Source organism: Arthrobacter sp. H35-D1 (assembly GCF_030063185.1).
Classification (GTDB): Bacteria; Actinomycetota; Actinomycetes; order Actinomycetales; family Micrococcaceae; genus Specibacter.
Genome location: NZ_JASISP010000024.1, coordinates 24,123 through 47,157 on the forward strand (window position 1 = coordinate 24,123; position 23,035 = coordinate 47,157).

The following is a 23,035-nucleotide window of genomic DNA, read 5'->3' on the forward strand; positions in this document are numbered from 1 at the left end:
CTATTCCATTTCCGTAGGCTGCTTGTTATCAAGACCCGACTGGCCGGGTTCTCGTAGGCTCGCCAGTGTCGAGGGGGCTCGTGCTGATCTTGCATCCGGTGCATGGCGCAGGCATCGACTGGCCCGTGGGACTGACCAATGGGGCTTGGCGAGGTAAGAGAGCGCAACGGCCGCCGCACCCAATGCTGCCATCGTCGCACTGCGTTTAGCGAGGGCTCGGCGGAAAAGCCCAACTGCCACCAGCGCGCCGCCTATCCTGGCTCCGGCGTCCAGGAACCAGCGGTTCCGGGAATGACGGGGGTCCAGGCCCGATTCGGCCCACAACCGCAGCCGATCAAAGCTCAGCGCGGTGGCCCAGCCCAGTGCCGGACGAATGGCCCGGCTATCGAAGGCCTTTCCCGCCAACCCCAGGCCCGGCTCATAGTTGTATCCAGTGATGAACCGGAGTCCGTCATCGGTGGGGATGTAGCGCCAGTATCCCGACCCTGGGCCAATGGGCGAGAGTACGTCTGCCGTATCGAACTTGAGTACCGACGTTGCCTGTCCATCCGCCCGATGACGGTGCCCCAACGACGCCCCTGTCCCCTTGATCGTGTGCAGCGGAAGCAGGAACTCATAGCAAAAGCGGACCTGGCGCTGCTCATCTTCGTCGATAGGAACAATACGTGAGAACCGAAGATCCCATCGGGGGTGTGACTTCGGATCCTGACTCAGCTCCCATACCCGCTCCATAGAGGCCCTGATGCGAATCTCAATGTAGAGCGGCTTGCGGGCCGCTACGGTCCTCCCCAATTTTTCCCCCATCAAATCATCTTAAACCCGGGATATACATTGTCTTCTGCCGGCAGTCGGTCTTGTTCGCGTAGGCGCCGCCCCATCCTTTCAGAATGGCACCAAATCAAGCCGTCGCCCCACTAGCAGCCACAGATATCACCCATCTCGACGCTGCCATAGCAATCAGGAAACGCAAGGACACTCCCGACGGCAAGGGACCATCCGGTCCCGATTGCGGCTACAACGACGTCGCCAACACGCATGGCCTTGTGCCACGAAATCGGGCCTATCCGATCAACCAGTCAGGCCGGCCGACAACCGTCCCGCAGGCGGTTCCCCGTGCAGACGGTGAGTCGATGCCCAAGGGCTTTGGCTCATTCAGGGCCACCGGCCCGTCACTTGCGTACTCCGGAATTCAGTCAGCATCGGACATTGCCTTAGCATGGGAGCAACCGAAACCGGTTGCGGCAGATGAGGCGGGGATTTGGGTGACCGATGGGGACCTTCAGCTAGTGGTGCCGTTGTGGCAAGGCAGCGGCGAACCTAGAATTTCGGAGGGTTCCACTCGTCTGGCCGCGATGCTCGCGTCCTCGGTCGTGCGGCACGTCGTGAATCCGGATCTTGGTACACTCGACGCACCCCCGGACAGCGGTGCTGCCTCCTTGGTCGAGAGCCACGATGCCGTGGAAGCTCATCTGGTCGCGGCATCCGAAATTTTGCAGGACCTTGGGCCGCGCAGTCTACTGACCCTGGGAGGAGACTGCACCGTGGAAGTTGCCTCGGTGTCGCACATGGCCTCTATCCACCCGGATTTGCGCTTGGTGTGGATCGACGCGCACGGGGATTTGAACACCCCGGAATCCAGCCCCAGTGGACATGCGCACGGCATGGCACTGCGCATTCTGTTCGGTGAGGGCCACCCCGCTTGGTACCGACCACTACCATGTCACCGCAGAGATGCGCCCTGATGGGCACCCGCTCCATGGACCCGCCCGAGCAGGCATTCGTCGAATCCCACGAGCTGCCACTACTCGACCCCGAGCAACTGCAGAACGAACCGGACCTCCTGGAACGGCTCCTGGAACAGTGGTTGCCCGACGGTGCGCCGCTCTACGTACACCTGGATCTGGACGTCCTGGACCCACAGGTGTGGCCAGCAGTCGCGGTTCCCGAGCCCGACGGGCTGGACATCAATACCTTGGTCGAAGTTATCAACAAGCTTCGAGCCCGGGGCAAACTCGTAGGTGTCGGCATCACCGAATACGTCCCCGCAGTGGAACACGACCCTTCAATGCTGGGGCCGGTGATGGACGCATTGGTCATCGCCGTCCATGACAGGGAAGACAGCGAAGCTCCCCGGGGATGATGGTGGTTCAGACGAATACCGCGGATATTGAGGAACAGCCGGAACCCGACGTAAGGGTCTGCTTCATCGGCGACTCATTCGTTGCCGGAGTCGGCGACGCCCGGCACCTGGGCTGGGCCGGACGTCTGGCCGCCCACAGCCATGCGCAAGGGCAAGCACTAACCTCGTACAACCTGGGCATTCGACGTGACACCAGCGCCGACATCCTTCGCCGCTTCCAGGTCGAATGCACACCCCGTCTGCCTTTCGGAAGCCACGCGGGAGTCGTGCTGTCTTTCGGCGTCAACGACACCATGAACGAATCCGGCATATCCCGGGTAGAGACCGAAGCGTCGATCTCCCATTTGCGTGAGCTTTTGAAGCAGCTCAGCAAGGCGGGGTGGCCCGTCCTGATTGCAGGTCCGCCAGCGGTTGATGATGAATCGCACAATGAACGCGTCGTTGCCCTGGATACTTTGCTGGAGGCTGAGTGCGCCCGCCATTCCGTGCCCTACGTGAGTGTCGTGAGGCAGCTGCAGGGACATGATGTTTGGCGGCGTGAAGTGCGTGAGGGCGATGGGGCCCATCCCGGAGCGGCTGGCTACGATGTCCTGGCCACGCTGCTGCGCCCGGCTTGGGATAACTGGCTTGTTGCCCTGCAAGCCGAGCGGTCCAGAAAGTAAAATCACCTAACATCAGGGATCGCCTCGGCAGTGTCTCGAGGTAACCGCTCCTCCCGATTCATCCGAAACGCTCCAGCGAGCCGACACGTCACATCGGCTGTACCACGAAAGTTCATTGCCGTCCCATGGGATGTTCCCCTCTGGAACTGCCATGGTGAGATTTTTCAGCACGAGCGCTGGCATAAATCCATAGGGCGGTCTCCGGCCGCTTAGCGGACGGCCCCGAGACTTACGGCCAACACGAAAGCCAGCAGTGCTGACAGAAGAACCCATTTTGGTTTGCGCAGCCCTTTGAGGGAATACCGTCCGACGGCCAGAGCAAGGATTGTGCATGTGACCACAAGCAGCGTAAAAATGACCCATGCCATCGGTTGGTTGAGTCGGATGGACAAAGATAGATAGAACCAAACGGCAATGGCGAGGACTACCCATTGAAGCATTGCTATCGCTGGTCTTGCTCGAGTAAGTTCAGCCAAGGCGGACGCACTCCTTATTGCTGGTGACCCACGGCTAGGGATGCCAAGCCGATTCGATGAATGTATAGCCAACAATATCCGCCAACGGATATATGCGGCCGCAATTCGACGTCTTCGCCCAGGACAGTCATCAAAGCCTGTGCTCTCGATAGAGGTCGCCATTCCCACACCGATCGGTGTAAGAAGCCCCCGACTGCGCCAAGGCCCGACATTTGGACCGAGAAGTTCGGATGCCAAGCGCTCCAGCGCATTGCCCCATGGCTTCTCGCTGTCCCATAGCGGGTTCCCCAGCGGACGCGCCAGCTACGCGGACGACGTCAGAGATTCTGCGCAGTCAGCTTCTGAAAGTGACTATCGTCGCTACGACGTTTTGGCCGGCCGCAGCCGCATGCAAGTATGAATTCATGAAGATTCGATACCCCCGGCCGTTAGTACGAGGCGACGTCATTGGTGTTACGTCACCGTCAAGCGGTGTACCCAAGCCGCTCGTGGGGCGCCTTCACTTCGCTGTGCAGCAATTGCGAGAACGCGGTTTTGAGGTAGATATGGGCGACTGTCTAGATGGTTCCACGCACATCAGTGCACCCGTTGAACAGCGTGCCGGAGAACTCATGCGGATGCTTTTGGACCCGAAGATCAAAGCCGTTGTTCCTCCATGGGGAGGAGCGACGGCCATCGATCTTATTCCTCATCTTGATTTCGATGCGCTCAAGCTCGCTGAACCAACCTGGTTCGTGGGGTACTCCGATATTTCAACCCTACTCACCCCAATCACGCTTAAGGCAGGGTTGGCAACTCTCCACGGGAGCAACCTCATGGACACTCCATATCGGGTCCCAGAGTCGTTGATGTCATGGATCGACATTGCTTCGCTCCCGTCGGGCGCAAGATTTAGGCAGACATCGCCAGGCGTTCATCGTGTCAACGACTGGGACGACTGGGAAAATGAGCCCGAAGTGGCGTATCAGGCATGGAACGGCAACGGGGGCTGGGAACGGCTCGACAAGGGTCAGGAGGACGTTGATGTTACTGGCCACTTGATCGGCGGATGCATTGAGACTTTGGCCAACCTCGCAGGAACCCCGCATCTCAACACCAAGGCGTTGTGGGAGGACCCGGGAGATTCCTTGATCGTCTATGTAGAAGCTTCTGGTGTTGAGGCAACCACGATTTGCCGTCATCTCCACGGGATGCGCTTGGCCGGATTCTTCGACGGAGCTAAAGCCATCCTCGTAGGACGTACCGGCGCACCTGACTCGCCGGCCCTGACCCAGTCTGAAGCGGTCCTCGATGCCCTGGGAATGTTAGGCATACCCATCATCGGCAACGTGGAATGCGGCCACGTTCCGCCACAACTGCCAATCGTCAACGGAGCCCAAGGCCACCTGGTGTTCAACGAAAACGACCAATACCTGGAACAGACACTGGCCTGAGCTGACTCATCGATTTCCCGCAGTCACTCATCGGAACTGAAATTGATGGCTGACAAATGATCATGTCCCGCTCATGGTTCCCCTTACGGAACGACCACCAACTCACGTCTTGCCAACACCACACCGTACGCGTGTGATGGGCGCTGGTGACACGAAACTGGGACAAGTGTCATCCAGCTCGGGATCCTACAGCGGCATAGGCAACTTGGGGTCTGAGTAGTAATGGATCGGTTTTGTGTGGTTAGTGGTTTTGGGTGTAGTTGAGGTAGCCGTTGATCGGGGGACGTTGAGCAGCTCGCTGATTTGTTGGACGGTGGTGGTGTCCGTTGTAGAGCTCTTGGGTGTGGGTGGCTTGTTCTGGGGTGAGTTCTGGGCGGTGGGCTCGTGAGCCGCTCGTGGTCGATGTAGATGTTGGTCGACTCGACGCCGGCGCGGGTGAGGGCGTCGATTTGGTGGTCGACGTTTTTGTTCCGGAGTAGAGACTCTGGCGTATTCAGGCTTGTGAAAGGTGAAATATCCGATGTCATGGTTTTGGTGGATGTCTACTGTATGGCTGGGGCCGGTTAAACCGGGAATCCCAAATGCTTGTGGTTCCGTGGTGGCGAGTCGGCGCCGCGGAATCGTCATTGGTCGAACAGCAAAAGTGCTCCGGCCCTCGCGCTGCCGTCAAGAAATTGGCTGAGCTCGGTGGTCTGCTCATCGCGTGGGGGAATTGACTGCCATCTCATCCATTCACCAGCCACCGCATCCTTAGGCGTGAATATGCGGGCCGATCCTCCGGTTCTTGGTGGGGGCCGGGTGTTCCCCTGCGTCGTGGTGTTATTTCTTGCTGTGGTTTTCCAGGGTCTGGGCAAGGTGTTCCAGGATTGTTGTGAGCTGGTCGATTGGCAGGCCCTCGGTGGTGGCCAGGCTTTGTTTGAGGGCGGCGTCGGATTGCTCGTAGACCCATTCCATGGCGTGCCGCCCGGCGGGGGTGGCGTTGATCAGCAGGCTTCGGCGGTCCTCCGGATTGGTGCCACGCACGATGAATCCGGCTTTTTCGATCCGGTCCAGTAGGGCGGTGATGGTCCCGGATGTCAGGCTCAGTGCCGCGCCCAGTTCCCGGGGCGCGGTGGGTCGGTGGTTGTATACGTGTTCCAGGGCGGCCAGGTCGCTTGTGCCCAGACCCAGCTCTTTCGCGTAGTTGTCCTGGCAGTGTTGGCTGGCCAGGACCAGGCGCCGCAGGCTCATCGTCATGGCCCGCAACTTCTCTTTCTCTGTCATGTGGGGGTTTTCCGCGGTCATTACCATTGCCGTCATTTCATCCTCTTGAAGATCGAGTTACTTGATCCCCCTAGAACAAGAGTACCAGAACGATGAAGAAGAGTACCAGAACGATATCGCATACGAACCAAGAGCAATATTCCTTCGGGCCTTTTGATGAATCATTTTGTTTGTTGGCCAAGCATATTGCTTGTTGGTCTTATTGTTGTTATGGTCAGGGTTGGCTTGTTTTAGCGGTGCTGGGGGGCGTGAAGCCTTGGCCTGTCTGCGGGGAGCCGACTGTAATACCCTTGCCGAGCAAGGGCTCTCCGGGTCGTCTCAACCCGGGGCAATCGATGTCTGTGGGTCCCTGCTGGGGGTGTCCCGGGCAGTACTGATCAGAAGGTCTCATATTATGCGTACATCCATTAAAACCTTTGCCGTCGCCGCGCTCACGGTCGGCGCCCTCGTTGCCGCACCGGCCGCTTTCGCCGCCGATACCACGGTGAGCCAGGCAGTGACCAGCGGAGGGCTCGCCGCGTCGGTCGCCGGCGAGCTGGCGGGGGTCACCGCCTCACACACTAGCCAGTCGAGCGTGGCTTCGTTCACCTTGACCGCGGACGACCTCTCTGGTACCGCCGCTGGCTGGAACGTCACCCAACAGATCACAGAGTTGGCATACGACGGAACCAACGGCACCAACGCTGCCATCGGCGCCGCGAACTTCTCCGTCGCCCCCGGAGCGATCATCGCCAACGGGGGAGCAAGCACCACCGGCGTCGCTGCCGGCATCGGGGGGTCCCTGGAAACGGCTAAGAAGGTGCTGGCCGCCGAGGTCGGCTCCGGGGTGGGAAACTACACGCAGACCATCGCCGCGACCCTGACGGTGCCCGCCGACAGTCGGGTAGGTAACTACACCGGTACGCTGACCACCACCATGACGACCGCTCCGTAAGGCATCCAGCTCAGCTAGTGGAAAAAGGTGCGGGGCCGGACCGGTAACGGGACGGCCCCGCACCTTTGCGTGGTCGCGTGGATCTGCGACACCAGGGCCATTAAATTAGGGGATTTTTCATGTTCACTCATCGGTGGCGTCCGGCCGTGGTGGCGCTCGTACTGCTGGGGGCCGGGTTCTTGCCCCTGGTGGCAGCTGTGCCTGCATCGGCGGACCTGAGTGCCAGCCTGGACGCCCTGACCCTGCCAGCTGTGGTGACCTCCCATACACCCCAGACCACGACGGGCAGGATCGTGCTTACCGCCACCGACACCTCCACCTACACCCCGCCGGACCCGCCGGCGACCGAGGGTGTCGGGTCCGGTGTGGGCTGGCATGTGACCGAACAGGCCTCGGAGCTGGTGTACAGCGGACCGAACCTGGGAACGAACATCCCGGCAGCGAATCTGGCCATCGTCTCCGTTGACACCCCGACCATGGTTTCCGGTCAGCCCGTGGACCCGGTCAACGGGCCCATGGTGCCCGCCACCTCACCGGCTGGCCCGCTGGACAGCCCCCGGATGGTCCTGCACGCCAATTCTGGGTACGGGGCCGGGACCTACGCCCAGGGCATTGAGCTGTCCCTGACGATCCCGGGGGATACCCGGGCCGGTACGTACACCTCCACGATCACCACCACCATCGGGGTCGGGCCATGACAGCCCAGCACGCCGACAGCGATGCTCACCCCGCGATCCTTGCGAAGGAACACACTCCCATGCCCACAGCCACCACCCCCAGCACCAGGTTCGGGACCGTCTGGTTCCTACTCGTCCTCGGTTGCCTCCTGGCTGCCCTGATGGTGCCGGTGGCATCGGCGGTGGCCGATGACCATCAACAGGTCAAACTCAGCCTTGAACCCGTCGATCAGGCCGGCGCCTACTTCGCCCTGACCATGGACCCGGGCCAGTCCCGGGAGCTGAAAGTCGAACTGGGAAATCACGGCACCGGCCCGATTGCGGCACGGACCTATGCAGCGGACGCCTACTCGATCATCAACGGCGGCTTCGGCGCCAAGGGCCGCGAGGGCACCCCCACCGGGACCACGACCTGGCTGTCCTACCCCGAACAGGTCCTGGATCTGGCGGCCGGTCAGGCCAGCATCCGCTCCTTCACGCTCACCGTTCCCCCCGGCACAGCCCCCGGGTACTACCTCAGCAGCCTCATCCTGGAAAATGATGTACCCATCCAGGGCACAGGATCGGTGTCCTTGAACCAGATCGTCCGTCATGCCCTTGCGGTGTCCATTCAGGTACCGGGGCCGCTCCAGCCCGCCTTCGGATTCGGGCAAGCCGGCCACAAGATCTCCGCAGAGCATTCGGTGGTCGATATCGGCATCGCCAATACCGGCAACACCAATCTCAAACCCGCCGGAAACCTGACAATCACTGACGACAACGGAAAAACCGTGTCCCAAGCCCCCATCACCATGGGCTCGTTCTACGCGCATTCGGACACCAAGGTCGAAACCATCCTCGACGGTATACTCCAGCCCGGGGACTACACCGTCAGCATCACCTTGACCGACGCTGGGACAAAAACCACCGCCACCGGCACGGACTTGCCCTTCACCGTCGCCAAGCCCCAGGCCAACACGGACAACAAAGCCCAACCCCGGCCACTGCCCCAGATCATCCAGGACGCCGGCACCGGAATCACCCCCTACCTCATCGCAGCACTCCTCCTAGTCGTCCTGGCCGTCTTGTTCCTGCTCGTTCGCAGAAACCGGCGCTTGCGTCCACGCGACGGCGAGAGCACAAACACGACACAGGAGCCAGTATCCCCACCGACAGAACACGACCGTGCTGACTGATCAGCACGATCTTTCCGTCCCCGGCAGCAGGGAAGAAGCCGGGGTTTGAGTAGTAATGGATCGGTTTTGGGTGTGGTTGAGGTAGCCGTAGATCGTTGATCGGGGGACGTTGAGCAGCTCACCGATTTGTTGGACGGTGTGGTGGTGTCCGTCGTAGAGCTCTTGGGCGTGGGCGGCTTGTTCCGGGGTGAGTTTGCGGCGTCGTCCGCCAGTGCGTCCGCGGGCCCTTGCGGCGGCGAGTCCATCGCGGGTGTTGGCGATGATGAGTTCACGTTGGAACTCGGCGAGTACGGAGAGCATCCCGAACATGGCCCGTCCTTCGGCGGTGGTAGTGTCGATGCTTTGTTCCAGGACGCGCAGGCCGACGCCTTGTTCTTGGAGTGCGGCGCCGAGGGTGACGAGGTGGAGCACGGAGCGGCCGAGCCGGTCCAGGCGGGTGATAACGAGTTGGTCACCGACCCGGTTGGCAGAGGCCAGGGCCTTGTCCAGTTCCGGGCGGCTGGCGCGTGAACCGCTGGCGTGGTCGATGTAGATGTTGGCCGGCTCGACGCCGGCGCGGGTGAGGGCGTCGATTTGGTGGTCGACGTTTTGTTCCGGTGTAGAGACTCTGGCATATCCGATGAGCATGTGCCGAGAATAGCAGTGGGCGGGGTTTTTCGTCGTTGATTTCCGACGCCGGTTATCGACGCCATTTTGTGGGCGTGTCGCGGGTAGGGTGTGAGTGTCGGCAGAGGATCGTTTGTCGACATGGGCGAATGTCGAGGAATCCAATGCCGGTCAACTTTGTTCCCGAGGATCAGCGCGAGCACTATGGCCGGTATTCCACTGACCCGGATCAGGGACAGTTGGACCGCTTCTTTCATCTGAGCTCTACCGATCGCGAGCTCATCGCCCGGCGGCGTGGTCCCCACAATAGGCTCGGGTTCGCGGTCCAGATTGGAACCGTGCGTTTCCTGGGTGTGTTTCTCCCGGACCCGTCGGATGTGCCGGACGTTGTTGCAGCGTATGTTGCATCTCAGCTTGGAATCTCCGATTGGCGTGCAATTGAGAACTATCCGCGCGATGGAACGAACCGTTTGCATGCAGCGGAAATTCGTGCGGCCTTCGGGTATCGAGACTTCACAAATGAGGACAGCCAGGCGGTGTTCTTGGGGTGGTTGCGTGCGCGGGTGCAGATTGGTGCGGAGCGGCCGTCAGTGCTGTTCGATGTGGCGACGGCGTGGCTATTGGAGGCGAAGATTCTTCTACCGCGGCCCTCAACCTTGATGAGGACGATTTCTCAGGCCCGCGAGGAGAGTAACGCACGAGTATGGGACGAGCTCGCAGCGCTGCCGAACCGGGTACAGCGGTCGCGGCTGGAAGGACTGGTGGTGGTGGATACCGGGGCAAGGTCTTCGCCTTTGGACCGGCTACGCCGGGCACCAACGAGGGTATCAGCGGTGGGACTGTTGGGGGCACTGACCCGGCTGGAAGAGATTCGAGCGCTGGGCGTTGGTGGCCTGGACGTGTCCAAGATCCCGCCCAGTCGAATCGCCGCCCTGGCCCGCCATGGGGTCGCGGCAAAAGCACAGACGATAGAACGGATGACCACGAAGCGGCGGATCGCGACACTTCTCGCGGCCGCTCAACAGCTGGAGATTGTGGCAACCGATGATGCGTTAGATCTCCTGGACCAGGTCCTCAACGCGCTCTTATCCCGTGCGGCGAAGGCGGGGAAGAAGGATCGTATCCAGTCCCAACCGGCGATGGACAGTGCGGCGTCCGCCTTATCAAAAGCCGTTCAGATACTCCTTGACCCGCCCGAGGGTGACGTGACGGTGTTGTGGGCTGCGATCATCGGGCAAGTCTCACGCAACGAGCTCGAAGCCGCGATCGCGACGGTGGCTCGGATCGACATTGAACCGGTCGACGCGCATCTGAATGATCTCATGAGTCGCTACAGCTCGGTGCGTCGTTTTCTCCCGACGCTGCTGCGGACAATGGACCTCCGGGCCGCCCCGGGCGGCCAATCGGCACTGGAAGCATTCACCGCTCTGAATCGTTTGGAGGGCCGTCACACCATCCGGGTCGATGATGTGCCCATGGATCTTGCCACAGCGGCGTGGAGGCAACGTATCGAAGGTGAAAATGGGGTCCTGGACCGCCGGTCCTATACGTTCCTGGTGCTGGAGAAACTACGAGAGGGGCTGCGTCGACGTGATGTATTCGCGCCGGGAAGTGAGCGCTGGGGTGACCCGAGGGCGAAGCTTCTTCACGGCGCAGCCTGGGAAGCCGCACGCCCGGCGATCGCCGCCGGCTACGGACACCACCTCGATGCCCGCGAACAGATCAACGCCCTCGCGTCCGAGCTCGACGACGCCTACCACGCCGTGGAAAGCCGTATCAACGACAACCCGGCGGTGCGCATCGACTTCGTTGACGGCCATGCGAAACCGGTCCTCACCCCTCTTGACCGTCTGGAGGAACCTGACTCCCTCATCGCTCTTCGCGAGGCTGTCAACGCGCTGATCCCTCACGTTGACCTTCCCGAGCAGATCCTGGAAGTCGCTGACTGGACCGGCTGCATGGCCAAGTTCACCCACATCTCCGAAGGTTCCACCCGTGCCAAGGACCTGGACCTGAGTATCTGTGCCGTGCTGCTCGCCGAAGCCTGCAACATCGGTTTGGAACCTGTGGTCCAACCCGGTAATCCGGCCCTGACCCGTGCCCGTCTATCCTGGGCCGACCAGAACTACATTCGCAGTGAAACGATCACCGCCGCCAACGCCCGCCTTGTCGAGGTGCAAAGCAAAATTCCGATCACGACCGCTTGGGGCGGAGGCGACGTCGCCTCCGCTGACGGCATCCGCTTCGTTGTTCCCGTCCGCACGCTCAATGCCGGCCCCAACCCGCGATACTTCGGCGCCGGCCGCGGAATAACCTACCTGAACTTCCTCTCCGATCAATTCGCCGGATTCCATGGCATCGTCGTCCCAGGCACCCTCCGCGACAGCCTGTATATCCTCGATGGCCTCCTGGAACAACAAACCAGCCTCCAACCCACCGAGCTCATGACCGACACCGCAGGCTACTCCGACCAAGTCTTCGGCCTCTTCCGCCTCAACGGATACCAATTCAGCCCCCGTCTGGCCGACATCGGCGCCACCCGATTTTGGAGGATCAACCGCGAAGCCGACTACGGATCTCTCAACGAACTCGCCAGACACCGCATCAACACCGATCTCATCGCCACCCACTGGGACGACCTGCTACGCATCGCCGGCAGTCTGGCCACCGGCACCGTTAAAGCCTCTGAACTCCTCCGTGTCCTCCAAGGCGGCGGGCGCCCCACACCACTTGGCCGTGCCCTGGCCGAATACGGCCGCATCGCTAAAACGACCTACCTGCTGGCCTACCTCAACGATGAGAGTTACCGACGCAGGATCCTCACCCAACTCAACCGCACCGAAGGACGCCACGCGCTAGCCCGCAACGTTTTCCACGGACACCGAGGACAGCTCAGACAACGCTACCGAGAAGGCCAGGAAGACCAGCTCGGAGCCCTCGGTCTCGTCGTCAATGCCATCGTTTTATGGAACACCCAATACATCAACGCCGCCATCGAACAACTACGATCCGAAGGCTTCCCGATCAACGACGAGGACTTGAAACGGCTCTCACCACTAGCGGGAGTTTCCGAGTTTTCTGGTGAAACGCGGCGTTTTACCGTGTGATCACGCGAAAAATCGTGTATTACCTATATATGACTTCCATCGTATCCAAGAAGCAGGGAAACAAGACCTACCTGTACGCCGTGGAATCGGCACGCGTCGATGGGAAACCCCGCATCGTCTCGCAAACGTATCTGGGCTCCTCCGAGGAGGTCCTGGCCAAACTCACCGGTGCCGAAGCTTCCGGCACCACGCTGCGCAGCGCCCACCACACGTTCGGTGACAGCGCCGCCGTCTGGGGCATGCTCGAATCCCTGGGCATCGCAAAGATCATCGACGACGTCGTCTCCGGCACCGATCCGGTCAAGGGCGTTAGCGTGGGCCAGTTCCTGGCCATCGCAGCACTGAACCGGGTCGTGGCCCCCTGCTCCAAAGCGCAAATCGCCGATTGGTGGGCCACTACCGCCGGACCTCGCTTCACCAAAATCAGTGCCGCGAAACTGGACCACCGCCGCTTCTGGGACGCGATGAATCAACTCACCCCCACCCATCTGGAGGACATCAGCGCCCGCATCGCGGCCCGCATCGTGAAGGAGCACGACCTGGACACCTCCGCCCTGGCCCTGGACATGACCAACTTCGCGACGTGGGTCGATACCAACAATGACGCCGCCGCCTTGCTGGCCCGTGGCAAATCCAAGCAGAAACGCGCCGACCTGCGCCTACTGGGTCTGGGCCTGGTCGTCACCCGCGACGGGTCCGTCCCGCTGGCCTGGCACCCGTACCCGGGCAACCGGCCCGATGTCTCGGTGTTCACCCAAACCCTGAACACCCTCACCAAGAGCTTCCATGCCATCACCGGCACCCCGGAGCCCACCCAAGACGGCGCGGTGGTGCCCGGCTACGAGGGCATGACCGTGGTCTTCGACGCCGGACAAAACAGCGCCAAGAACTTCACCCACCTCATCAACACCGGAGCCCGCTACGTCGGATCCACCCCGCCCTCGGACCACCAGGAACTCCTGAAAGTCCCCAAGACCCGCTTCACCGCCGTTGAGGACTACCCCGGGGTCACCGCCCACGAAACCACCAAGACCGTTTACGGGCACGCCCAACGCATCGTGCTCACCCATTCCGATACCCTGCACCGGGCCCAGTCCCGCGGTTTCGACCAGACCCTGGCCAAGGCCACCGCCAAGCTGGAGGAACTGGCCGACACGCTGACCCGTGGCAAGTCCCGTCGCAACGCCACGGCACTGGCCGCGCACATCAACTCCATCACCCATGACACGTGGGTGAACGAGGTTCTTCACACGACCCTGACCGGGGACACGCCCGCCACGTTCATCCTCACCCACACCGTGGATGCCGGAGCCCGCAAGAAACTGGAGCACCGGGTGTTCGGCAAGCGGATCCTGATCACCAACCAACCGGATTGGTCCCCGGCCCAGATCGTGGCGGCCTACCGTTCACAGTCCCATGTTGAAGATTCCTTCCGGCAGCTCAAGGACCGCCAGGTAGTCTCCTTCTCACCGATGCACCACTGGACCGATGACCACATCCGTGTGCATACCTTCACCTGCGTCCTGGCCTTGCAGATCGCGCACCTGATGACCCGCACCGCGGCCAAAGCCGGTCTCCCGCTCTCGACCCGGGCGTTACTTGATGAGTTGGGAAGCATCCAGGAGACCGTCCTGCTCCACCATGACGGCGCCAAGGGACGTCCTCGTGCCCAACGCCTGCTCACCGAGCATTCAAAGACAGCCGAGAAACTCAGTGGACTTTTCACTCTGGAAACCTACGCACCAAACCGCTGACAACCACCGAAAGGAAGCCACTGGGTAATACACCCCTAAAGTGAACCTGACTAGGACAAACAAACCAAAATCAGGTCACCTTTCGGAAACTCCCGCTAGGACATGACCACATCAACCTCCTGGGCCGCTACCACTTCAGCACCAACGACTTACCCAAAAAAGGCCTCCGACCCCTCCGAAACCCCACCACCTCAAACTAGCCAAACCGCTAACCACACAAAACCGTTCCATTACTACTCAGACCCCAACTTCGCGCGTTCCATCGTCGTGGTGGACCAGCAGCGCAAGCGTCGGGCCGGGCTGGTCCGTTGTGAACTGCAGCATCGGCACATCACCGTTGGCTTTTCCAGGGGCAAGAATGGGGCGGTGCCCAATGGGCTCCCATTTCTGGAGCGGCTTCGTCGGGCCGTCGTCCAGGATTCCCAACGCGGTGGTGCGGATGATCCGCGTCCCCGAATCATCGGCCATGAAACGCAGCCCGGGGGAGCTGCCCGCCACCCGGTCGGCGGGAACCCCCTACATCACCTCGGTCACGGGCCGCATGAAGTCGCGCCCACCGCCGGACACGATGTAGCTCGTGAACTCGTGAACTCGTGTGCTTCGAGGTAGCCGAGCAGCTCGATCATGGGAACGAACCCGAGCTCGGTGTACGGGCGCCGATGGCCTGGGTGCTCCGCTGTTGCCAGGAAGTCTGCGGCCGACCTCGCGAAGTCTTCAACGTCGACGTCACCGAACGCGCCTTCCACGGCTGGGCCTGCTGCAGGGACGGATCTTCACGAGCCATCCCTGCCAAGCGTTGGGCGATGAACACCCCTTGTGCAAGCGGCTTTTCACACCACAAGGTGCCGTCGTTGTCGAGGACGGCAACCCGATCGCGTGGCTGCTCGTGGGGCGAGAGATCTTGGCGACGGGCGACACCGGCCAAATGGTTCAGAGTGCTGCAGAAGTCGCTGAACTTCAAATCTTCCAAGGACACGCGACAGGCGCATCATCCATCCGGGGTGAGGTTACGTGCTCCGGCCACCAACGAGACCGGCCCGGTTGGTGGCGTGAAGCTATTCGCCGTCGTCGGCAGAATCCACCGAATCTACAGGACCTACAGGGTCGGCAGGGTCGCCAAGCCCGCGGGCGGCGAGGGCCTCGCCGGTGGCGCGGGCATAACCCACCGTGGCAATCACCACGGGAAGGGAACGGGCCACGAGGTTGCGTTCCAGGCCCCTGGCACGGGCGGCGTCGCGCACGTCGCCAAAGGCCCCGATGACAAAGGGGATGCTGCGCAGCATCAGTGCCACGGTGAGCGCGAAACGCTCGGGGTCGGCGCCAAACCTGGCCAGCGGCTGCACCATTGCAGCCAGCCCGTCGAGAAGCTCGTCAACGGGGGTGGTGGCCGTGAGAATATTCGAGGCAAGCACCGTGGACACAATGGCTGCAATGACCTGCCAGGCAACCCATGGCCCGTTCTGCCACCATTGGTAGCCGCCAATGAGGACAAGAAAGATCAGCATCATGCGCACGGCCCGCCACATCCGCAGCCAGGGAAGCCCGGCCAGGAAATGTGCGCCGGCGACCACTGCCAAGGTTGCGGTCGTGGCGATCACGCCCGCCCACAGCGAGACAAACGGCGAGGCCAGGCACAATACGGCCACCGCCAACAACAGCACAGCCTTCGCACCCAGCGGCATCCGGTGGACGGGGGAGGTGCCCGGCACATATCCGGCGACCAAAAAGGCGTGTCCGCGCACTACGCGCCCACCAGCGTCCTGTACCGGGCAATCGCTTCCCGGGGGTCGCCGTCGTACGCCACGTCACCGTTGTCAATGACCAGGACACGGTCAAAGCCTGCCGCCAGGGCGAGGTCGTGGGTGGACATGACGATTTGTTGCGGTAGGGCGTCGAGCCGGTCCATGAGCAGTTTCGTGTTGCGCAGGTCGAGCAGCGTGGACGGCTCGTCAAGGACCAGGATGTCGGGTGCCACGGCCAGCACCGTGGCCAGGGCTGTGAGCTGGCGTTCGCCGCCGGACAGCTCGAAAATGCTGCTCTGTGCCAGGTGCCCCAGCCCATGGTCGGCAAGGATCGCCGCGGCCTTGTGCGCGCGTTCCTTCTTGCCCAATTTTTGCCGCCGCAGGGACAGTTCAAGATCCTCCTGCGGGGTGGGCATCACCAGCTGGGACAGGGGATCGGTGAACACGAAACCGACGCTGCGCCGCACGGCCGTGGCCTCGGTGCGGGTGTTGCGCCCATTGACGTGCACTGTCCCGGTCGAAGGAAGCACAAGTCCATTGATGAGGCGCAGCAGCGTTGACTTCCCTGAACCATTGGCACCAATCACGGCAATGCGCTGTTCGGCCAGGGTCAGGGAGAGCGGTGCAAGGATGACCTTGTCTTCGGCGACGCGCGGGTCCGACGGCGGAATGCTCACCCCGGCACCGGCCATGACTATCGAGTTTGGTGCTGACGTGTTCACTTGCGGCGGCGCACCAAGAGGTCGGGGAAGGCACGGTGCAGGCTGAGCGCGACCACCACGGCCAAGACGTTCTTCAGGATGTCTCCCGGCAGGAAGACGACGTCGGCAAGCACGGCAGTTTGGACGCCCATGCCCTTCATGACAAATCCCACAATGCCGAAGATGTGTATGACGACGGTGCCGGCCATGGCAGCACCGAACAAAGCCGCGGTACGCCACCGGCTGCGAACGGCCAAAACTGCAAGCAAACCGACCACCGCAGCACCGAAGACGAAGCCCACAATGTAGCCGGCCGAGGGGCTTGCCAGGACGGCCGGACCGGCGCGGAAACCGCTGAAGATGGGCAGCCCCACCAGTCCCAGCAGCACGTACAGGCCCACTGCGGCGGTGCCGCGGCCAAATCCAAGGACAAGTCCGCACAAGCTGACCACCAGTGTCTGCAACGTGATGGCGACGCCGAATGGGCCCACGTTGATGCCCGGAACGGCGATGGAGGCGGCCAGCAGCGCCGCAAAAACGGCAATGAGTGACAAGTCCATGGCGCCCCAGCGTTGACGCACAAAGCCACGCTGCGGCTTGCCTGGGCCGGCCCCGGGGAGAGGGTTTGGTGTGTTCAAGGTCTCATCCACAGGCCGTGAAGAAGTCATTATTGCTGCTTTCGCTAGATTTGGAACAGGCGGGGATTTCCACTGTCCCGGAACCTCGTTAGACTGGATTGGTTGTTCAACGCTGCTCGCTGCCGATTTGCCGGGGGGTTCGTTTCTCGGCATCTACCCACTTACGTGAAAGGTTACTACGTTGATATCGGTCCAAGACCTTGAGTTACGTGCCGGAGCGCGCCTGCTCATGGACGAAGTATCCTTCCGCATCGACAGCGGTGACAAGATCGGACTGGTGGGTCGCAACGGTGCCGGCAAGACCACCCTGACCCGTGTTTTGGCCGGAGAGGGGCTCCCCGCCGGTGGCAAGGTCACCCGCACGGGCGAGATCGGCTACCTGCCGCAGGACCCCCGCACGCCTGACATGGAGCAGCTGGCCAAGGACCGCATTCTCTCCGCACGCGACCTGGACAAGGTCATCACGAAGCTGCGCAAGGCCGAAAGCGACATGGCCAGCGAGGACAATGGCATCCGCGACAAGGCCATGCGCCGCTACGACAGGCTTGAAGTCGAGTTCCTGGCCAACGGCGGCTATGCCGCCGAGGCCGAAGCCGCTGCGATCTCCTCCAACCTGGCCTTGCCCGAACGCATCCTCAACCAGCCGTTGAAAACACTTTCCGGTGGCCAGCGCCGACGCGTGGAGCTGGCCAGGATCCTGTTTTCCGGCGCCAAGACCATGCTGTTGGATGAGCCCACCAACCACTTGGATGCCGACTCCATCGCGTGGCTGCGCGACTTTTTGAAGAACCACAACGGTGGCTTGATCGTGATCAGCCACGACACCGAGCTGCTTGAGGCGACGGTGAACAAGGTCTACCACCTTGACGCCAACCGGGCCACCATCGACCAGTACAACCTGGGCTGGAAAAAGTACCTGGCACAGCGTGAAACCGACGAACGGGCACGACGTCGGGAACGCGCCAATGCTGAAAAGAAGGCCGGCGTCCTGATGGACCAGGCCAACAAAATGCGTGCCAAGGCCACCAAGGCCGTGGCAGCACAGAACATGGCCAAGCGCGCCGAGCGCCTGTTGGCCGGGCTGGAAGAGGTCAGGGCGCAGGACAAGGTTGCGGCGCTGCGCTTCCCCGATCCTTCCCCTTGCGGCAAGACACCGCTCATGGCCGAGGGCCTGAGCAAGTCCTATGGTTCGCTGGAGATCTTCACCGATGTCAGTTTGGCCATCGACCGCGGATCCAAGGTGGTGATCCTCGGCCTGAACGGTGCGGGGAAGACCACCTTGCTGCGCATGCTTGCCGGCGTGGCTGCGCCTGACACCGGCGAAGTCATTGCCGGCCACGGACTCAAGGTTGGCTACTACGCCCAGGAGCACGACACCCTTGACGTCACCCGGACCGTGCTTGAAAACATGCGTTCGTCAGCCGGGGGCATGAACGACGCCGAGGTGCGCGGCATCCTGGGCTCGTTCCTGTTCTCCGGCGATGACGTGAACAAGCCCGCCGGTGTGCTCTCCGGTGGAGAGAAGACTCGTCTGGCCCTTGCCACCATCGTGGCTTCGAGCGCCAATGTGTTGCTGCTCGATGAGCCCACCAACAACCTTGACCCCGCGAGCCGTGCGGAAATTTTGGGTGCGTTGAAGAACTACACGGGCGCCGTGGTGCTTGTCAGCCACGACGAGGGCGCTGTTGCCGCCCTTGACCCCGAACGCGTGGTTTTGTTGCCCGACGGCGACGAGGACCTGTGGAACCAGGACTACCTGGACCTCATCACGCTGGCCTAACCAGCCGGGCCTGATCAGCCAGGCCTAGCCAGCCGGGCCTAGCGCACGGCCGTTTCCGTTGCCCCGGTAACTTCCAGAAGCGCCGGATAGGCCATGGAAAGCATGGCCTGGTGGCTGCCTGCCCCGGCCCACAGGACCGGATACTGGGCCAGCTCGGTGTCAAGAAAAGCGCGGATGGGCCGGGGGTGGCCCAGCGGGGCCACCCCTCCCACGGGCTGTCCGGCGTGCGCCAAGACGAATTCGGGGCCCGCCCGATTGATCTTGGGCAGTCCGTGCTCTTGCGCGAGTTTTTTCACGTTGACTTTGGCGGCTCCGCTGGCCAGAATCAGCAATGGTTCCCCGGCGCACTCAAAGATCAGACTGTTGGCGATCGCCCCGACGTGGCAGCCAAGCACAGCCGCAGCGGTGGCAGCAGTCGCCACGGAATCCGGGACAACCACCACGGTGTCGGCCAGCCCAGCGGCGAGCAGCGCCGAGCGCACATTCTCAACAACGGGGTTCACCGGGTTGCCCTGGTTTACGGACGGCATTCTAGAAGCCCTGCGAATCCAAGAGGGCGTCCTCGGCTTCTTCAGCGGTGGGGCGTGCGCCGGGCTTGCGCACCTTCTGGTGCTTGCGCGGGTGGAAGGCCGAGCCCCTGCCATAAAGCTCCTCCACGGGAACTCCGGATTCGGCCGCCTCGAGGGCGTCAAAGTCGTCATTGCGTCGTTGCATGCGCGCCGCGTAGCCAAAGCCAACGAAGGCCAAGATGCCAAAGGCAATCCACTGCAGGGCATAGCTCAGGTGGGAGCCTTCATCAATGGACGGCGCCGGGAAGGCAACAGGGTTGCGGGCAGCAGCGGGGGATTCGCTGGCCAGTTGCCCGTAGGCTCCGGTTTTGATGGGATAGTCAAGCTGCGCGGCGTAGTCGTCGAGCTCAATGGAAGCCAACTGGCCTTCAGGGGCACCGCGATCTAGTCGGGGTTCAACCGGCTTGAGCCGGGCAACCACTGTGACAACGCCGGGTTCCGGTTGCGGGACTACATCAGGGTGGCCGGGCTCCTTGTTGCCAATGGGCAGCCAGCCGCGGTCGATGACAACGGTGTCGCCGTTCTCCAGTTTCAGCGGCACCAGCACCTCGTAGCCGGCGGCCCCGTTGAGCGGCCGGTTGCGCACAATCCGCTCATCGGCAGTTTGATAGGTGCCCTTCAAGCGCACCTGGGTCCACTCCTTGGCCGGATCCAGCGTGTCAAAGTTGGCGGCCTCATCCGGATAGTCCACTGCTGTGCCGGAGTAGTTTTGCTGGATCTTGTTGATGTTCTCCACCACGGCATTGCGGCGATTCATCTGCCAGTTGCCCAAGGCCACACAGGCCACTGCAAAGACCAACGCCATCGCAAAATAGCCCAGCCACCTGCTGGAGAACAAAAATTTGTACGTCTTCATGAATTAGGCGGAATCCTTAGGGCTCAAGGGCAGGGTTTCCTTCCACAGGGACCGGCTTTTCAGATAATCTGCCAGCCATTCCGCATGGTCGGTGCAGGCCAGCCAAATCTTACGGCGGTCAGCTGTGTGAATCTTGGGATTGTTCCACAACAGTTGCGTGGTGGCGTGGGCACGGCAGCCCTTGCGCGAGCAGATGGGCGCTTCCGGTTCTGTTTGCCCCGCGCCGGGGAGCATGTCAAGGATGTCCATGGTCCTCTTCCTTCGTGTAATTGCCATGCTGCGGATCGGCAGCACTCTCCTCCGCAGCACTCTCCTCCGCAGTACTCTCTTGCGCGGCACTGCCTTCCTCGGCGCTGTTCGCCACAGGGCGCTCTTCATCGGGGACAATTTCCCCGTCGAGGATGTCGCCCGGGGCGGGGGCACCATCGTCCATGGCAGGATCGGTGCCAGTCACCGCATACAAGGGAGCCTCATCGAGAAGATCCACACTTTCCTGGTGGTTGACGTCGGCGCCCCCGTTGGCCAGGATTACGGCAACCCATGGCAGCAGCACTGCGCCGACGATGGGGATGATCTTGTACCAGCCGTCAAAGACGAAGATGGCAACCAAACACACCATGCGAATGCCCATGGTGACTGAGTACTTCACCATGCGCTGGTGCATTTCTTCGCTGTGTGGCGCGGCGGCGTTGGTAATTGCCTGAACTTCGGGTGCGGAGGAGGCATGGCGGAACTTGTTGTGCCGACCGCCACCGAACTTCGGCGTAGCTGATTGCTGTTTCATCACCCTCCAAGGGACAAGCCCATTCTCTCACTGCCGGGTTGCACGGCCAAAAGCAAACTGTGTTCCGCGGCAGCTTTCCCCGTAGGATTCGGTAACTAGACTTGTCCTATTTACGTTTGTTTTTTACTGGAGGAATACATGAGTGCACCGGCAGGCGAAGAGCGCCAAGGTCGCAGTGTCTTGGTCACCGGCGGCAACCGCGGCATCGGGCTGGCCATAGCCCTTGCCTTTCTGGCCAATGGGGATAAGGTCGCCGTGACGTACAGGAGTCCGTCCGAGCTGCCCGAGGGGATCATGGGCGTCCAGGCCGATGTCACGGACACGGACTCCATCGACGCGGCGTTTTCCGAGGTTGAGGCCGCGCACGGCCCAGTTGAGGTGCTGGTGGCCAATGCCGGCATCACCAAGGACACCTTGCTGATGCGCATGAGCGAAGAAGACTTCACCTCGGTGGTGGACACGAACCTGTCAGGGGCGTTCCGCGTCGTCAAGCGCGCCTCCAAGGGCATGATCCGCAAGCGCAAGGGCCGCGTGGTGCTTATTTCATCGGTGGTTGGCCTCTACGGTTCGCCGGGACAGATCAACTACGCTGCGTCCAAGGCCGGGCTTGTCGGCATTGCCCGTTCCTTGACTCGCGAGCTTGGCTCCCGCGGCATCACAGCCAATGTGGTGGCGCCCGGGTTTGTCAGCACAGACATGACGGCGGCACTGCCCGAAGCGACACAGAAGCAGTACTTGGCCACGATTCCGGCCGCCCGCTTTGCCACGGCCGAAGAGGTGGCAAACGTGGTGCGGTGGGTTTCCAGCGACGAGGCCGCCTACATTAGCGGCGCCGTCATCCCTGTTGACGGCGGACTCGGGATGGGCCACTGAGGCCTGCTCCTCGACAAGAGGCCGGTGTACGGGCGCGCACCGGCACTGGTGCCCAGTTTTTTGAATTGCATTAGCTAAAACGAAGGAAGTTCTTTATGGGAAAGCTTGATGGAAAGACAGCCATTGTCACCGGTTCCTCACGGGGCGTTGGCGCTGATGTGGCCAAGTATTTGGCTGCAGAAGGCGCAGCCGTGGTGGTCAACTACCGCCAGAAGGCGCCGCGCGCCAACAAGGTGGTGGCCCAGATCGTTGAAGCCGGTGGACGAGCCGTGGCCGTGGGAGCCGATTTGACCACGCAGGAAGGCGTGCAGGGGCTTGTCAGCGCAGCACTGGAGAACTTTGGCTCCCTTGACCTGGTGGTCTTGAACGCGTCAGGGGGCATGGAAAGCGGCATGGCAGAGAACTATGCGCTCATGCTCAACCGCGACGCCCAGGTGAACCTGCTCAACGCGGCGTGGCCCGTTCTCACACCCGGCTCACGTGTGGTGTTTGTCACAAGCCACCAGGCGCACTTCATTGAAACCGTGCCGACCATGCCCGAATACGAGCCCGTCGCCAAGAGCAAGCGCGCCGGCGAGGATGCGCTGCGCGCGTTGATCCCGAATCTGGCCACCGAGGACATCTCCCTTGTGGTCGTCTCGGGCGACATGATTGAGGGCACTGTGACGGCCACTCTGCTGGACCGCGCCAACCCGGGCGCCATCGAGGCCCGACGCGCGGAGGCCGGCCGGCTGTACACAGTGGCCGAGTTTGCCGCCACGATTGCTGCGGCGGCCACCGCAGAGGTCCCCAGCGGGCACACGGAGTACGTGGGCGGCGCCGACTACTTCAAGTAGCTCATCCGCCACAAACACAACAAGCCTGT

General features: G+C 61.9%; 24 protein-coding genes. 12 read left to right on the top strand and 12 right to left on the bottom strand.

Features of this window, described 5'->3' with window-relative positions; translation table 11 throughout:
- Positions 1–804 (bottom strand): SRPBCC family protein, encoded by an 804-nt coding sequence (locus tag QMG25_RS17420; protein WP_283462325.1) that lies wholly within the window; start codon positions 802–804, stop codon positions 1–3.
- A gap of 83 nt (positions 805–887) precedes the next feature.
- On the opposite strand from QMG25_RS17420, the gene QMG25_RS17425 reads away from it, so the two are divergent.
- From QMG25_RS17425 to QMG25_RS17440, 4 genes are all read left to right on the top strand, one after another.
- Positions 888–1,742: an arginase family protein gene (locus QMG25_RS17425; protein ID WP_283462326.1), complete on the top strand. Its 855-nt coding sequence runs from the start codon at positions 888–890 to the stop codon at positions 1,740–1,742.
- The gene (locus QMG25_RS17430) at positions 1,718–2,140 is read left to right on the top strand and encodes an arginase family protein (protein ID WP_283462327.1); all 423 of its coding nucleotides are present in this window, start codon (positions 1,718–1,720) and stop codon (positions 2,138–2,140) included. Before QMG25_RS17425 ends, QMG25_RS17430 begins: the two co-directional genes overlap by 25 nt.
- Entirely contained in the window at positions 2,137–2,802 is a 666-nt protein-coding gene (locus tag QMG25_RS17435; RefSeq protein WP_283462329.1) for a DUF459 domain-containing protein, read from the top strand. Before QMG25_RS17430 ends, QMG25_RS17435 begins: the two co-directional genes overlap by 4 nt.
- 880 nt (positions 2,803–3,682) lie before the next feature.
- Positions 3,683–4,711 (top strand): S66 family peptidase, encoded by a 1,029-nt coding sequence (locus tag QMG25_RS17440; RefSeq protein WP_283462331.1) that lies wholly within the window; start codon positions 3,683–3,685, stop codon positions 4,709–4,711.
- Between the two features lie 819 nt (positions 4,712–5,530).
- On the opposite strand, the gene QMG25_RS17445 is transcribed toward QMG25_RS17440, so the two are convergent.
- Positions 5,531–5,974, bottom strand: coding sequence for a MarR family winged helix-turn-helix transcriptional regulator (locus QMG25_RS17445; RefSeq protein WP_283462332.1), 444 nt, complete (start codon positions 5,972–5,974; stop codon positions 5,531–5,533).
- 394 nt (positions 5,975–6,368) lie between these two features.
- Here QMG25_RS17445 and QMG25_RS17450 point away from each other — a divergent pair, with 394 nt between their 5' ends.
- From QMG25_RS17450 to QMG25_RS17460, 3 genes are all read left to right on the top strand, one after another.
- Positions 6,369–6,908: a hypothetical protein gene (locus tag QMG25_RS17450; RefSeq protein ID WP_283462333.1), complete on the top strand. Its 540-nt coding sequence runs from the start codon at positions 6,369–6,371 to the stop codon at positions 6,906–6,908.
- Positions 6,909–7,027: 119 nt separating this feature from the next.
- Positions 7,028–7,606 carry a hypothetical protein gene (locus QMG25_RS17455; protein ID WP_283462334.1) on the top strand — a complete coding sequence of 193 codons (579 nt, stop codon included), beginning with the start codon at positions 7,028–7,030 and terminating at the stop codon, positions 7,604–7,606.
- Between the two features lie 59 nt (positions 7,607–7,665).
- On the top strand, positions 7,666–8,760 hold the full coding sequence (locus tag QMG25_RS17460) for a WxL protein peptidoglycan domain-containing protein (RefSeq protein ID WP_283462335.1): 1,095 nt from the start codon (positions 7,666–7,668) through the stop codon (positions 8,758–8,760).
- Here the strand turns inward: QMG25_RS17460 and QMG25_RS17465 are convergent, their stop codons facing one another.
- Positions 8,761–9,387 carry a recombinase family protein gene (locus tag QMG25_RS17465; protein WP_283462337.1) on the bottom strand — a complete coding sequence of 209 codons (627 nt, stop codon included), beginning with the start codon at positions 9,385–9,387 and terminating at the stop codon, positions 8,761–8,763.
- A gap of 35 nt (positions 9,388–9,422) precedes the next feature.
- On the opposite strand from QMG25_RS17465, the gene QMG25_RS17470 reads away from it, so the two are divergent.
- Positions 9,423–12,473, top strand: a complete 3,051-nt coding sequence (locus QMG25_RS17470; RefSeq protein WP_283462338.1) for a Tn3 family transposase — start codon at positions 9,423–9,425, stop codon at positions 12,471–12,473.
- A 29-nt stretch (positions 12,474–12,502) separates the two neighbouring features.
- Positions 12,503–14,227 carry an IS1634 family transposase gene (locus QMG25_RS17475; RefSeq protein ID WP_283462339.1) on the top strand — a complete coding sequence of 575 codons (1,725 nt, stop codon included), beginning with the start codon at positions 12,503–12,505 and terminating at the stop codon, positions 14,225–14,227.
- Between the two features lie 237 nt (positions 14,228–14,464).
- Here the strand turns inward: QMG25_RS17475 and QMG25_RS17480 are convergent, their stop codons facing one another.
- The 5 genes from QMG25_RS17480 to QMG25_RS17500 all read right to left on the bottom strand — a co-directional run bounded on the left by QMG25_RS17480 (position 14,465) and on the right by QMG25_RS17500 (position 17,338).
- A complete protein-coding gene (locus QMG25_RS17480; RefSeq protein ID WP_283462340.1) occupies positions 14,465–14,695 on the bottom strand; it encodes a hypothetical protein in 231 nt (76 codons plus the stop codon).
- A gap of 154 nt (positions 14,696–14,849) precedes the next feature.
- Positions 14,850–15,203 carry a hypothetical protein gene (locus QMG25_RS17485; protein WP_283462341.1) on the bottom strand — a complete coding sequence of 118 codons (354 nt, stop codon included), beginning with the start codon at positions 15,201–15,203 and terminating at the stop codon, positions 14,850–14,852.
- Positions 15,204–15,282: 79 nt separating this feature from the next.
- Entirely contained in the window at positions 15,283–15,969 is a 687-nt protein-coding gene (locus QMG25_RS17490) for an energy-coupling factor transporter transmembrane component T family protein (RefSeq protein WP_283462342.1), read from the bottom strand.
- Positions 15,969–16,661, bottom strand: a complete 693-nt coding sequence (locus QMG25_RS17495; RefSeq protein ID WP_283462368.1) for an energy-coupling factor ABC transporter ATP-binding protein — start codon at positions 16,659–16,661, stop codon at positions 15,969–15,971. The genes QMG25_RS17490 and QMG25_RS17495 overlap by 1 nt, the downstream gene beginning before the upstream one ends.
- Positions 16,662–16,687: 26 nt before the next feature.
- On the bottom strand, positions 16,688–17,338 hold the full coding sequence (locus QMG25_RS17500) for a biotin transporter BioY (RefSeq protein WP_283462343.1): 651 nt from the start codon (positions 17,336–17,338) through the stop codon (positions 16,688–16,690).
- Between the two features lie 151 nt (positions 17,339–17,489).
- Here QMG25_RS17500 and QMG25_RS17505 point away from each other — a divergent pair, with 151 nt between their 5' ends.
- Positions 17,490–19,088 carry an ABC-F family ATP-binding cassette domain-containing protein gene (locus QMG25_RS17505; RefSeq protein WP_283462345.1) on the top strand — a complete coding sequence of 533 codons (1,599 nt, stop codon included), beginning with the start codon at positions 17,490–17,492 and terminating at the stop codon, positions 19,086–19,088.
- A gap of 38 nt (positions 19,089–19,126) precedes the next feature.
- Here the strand turns inward: QMG25_RS17505 and QMG25_RS17510 are convergent, their stop codons facing one another.
- The 4 genes from QMG25_RS17510 to QMG25_RS17525 are packed head-to-tail and all read right to left on the bottom strand — an operon-like array spanning position 19,127 to position 21,297.
- The gene (locus QMG25_RS17510; RefSeq protein ID WP_283462346.1) at positions 19,127–19,618 is read right to left on the bottom strand and encodes a YbaK/EbsC family protein; all 492 of its coding nucleotides are present in this window, start codon (positions 19,616–19,618) and stop codon (positions 19,127–19,129) included.
- A gap of 1 nt (position 19,619) precedes the next feature.
- A complete protein-coding gene (locus QMG25_RS17515; RefSeq protein ID WP_283462347.1) occupies positions 19,620–20,513 on the bottom strand; it encodes an SURF1 family cytochrome oxidase biogenesis protein in 894 nt (297 codons plus the stop codon).
- 3 nt (positions 20,514–20,516) lie between these two features.
- Positions 20,517–20,762, bottom strand: coding sequence for a hypothetical protein (locus QMG25_RS17520; RefSeq protein WP_283462348.1), 246 nt, complete (start codon positions 20,760–20,762; stop codon positions 20,517–20,519).
- A complete protein-coding gene (locus QMG25_RS17525) occupies positions 20,749–21,297 on the bottom strand; it encodes a DUF3099 domain-containing protein (RefSeq protein ID WP_283462349.1) in 549 nt (182 codons plus the stop codon). The genes QMG25_RS17520 and QMG25_RS17525 overlap by 14 nt, the downstream gene beginning before the upstream one ends.
- Before the next feature lie 138 nt (positions 21,298–21,435).
- Here QMG25_RS17525 and QMG25_RS17530 point away from each other — a divergent pair, with 138 nt between their 5' ends.
- Together QMG25_RS17530 and QMG25_RS17535 are read left to right on the top strand one after the other, a co-directional pair.
- Entirely contained in the window at positions 21,436–22,170 is a 735-nt protein-coding gene (locus QMG25_RS17530) for a beta-ketoacyl-ACP reductase (protein ID WP_283462350.1), read from the top strand.
- Between the two features lie 95 nt (positions 22,171–22,265).
- The gene (locus tag QMG25_RS17535; RefSeq protein WP_283462351.1) at positions 22,266–23,006 is read left to right on the top strand and encodes an SDR family oxidoreductase; all 741 of its coding nucleotides are present in this window, start codon (positions 22,266–22,268) and stop codon (positions 23,004–23,006) included.
- Positions 23,007–23,035: the final 29 nt, after the last annotated feature.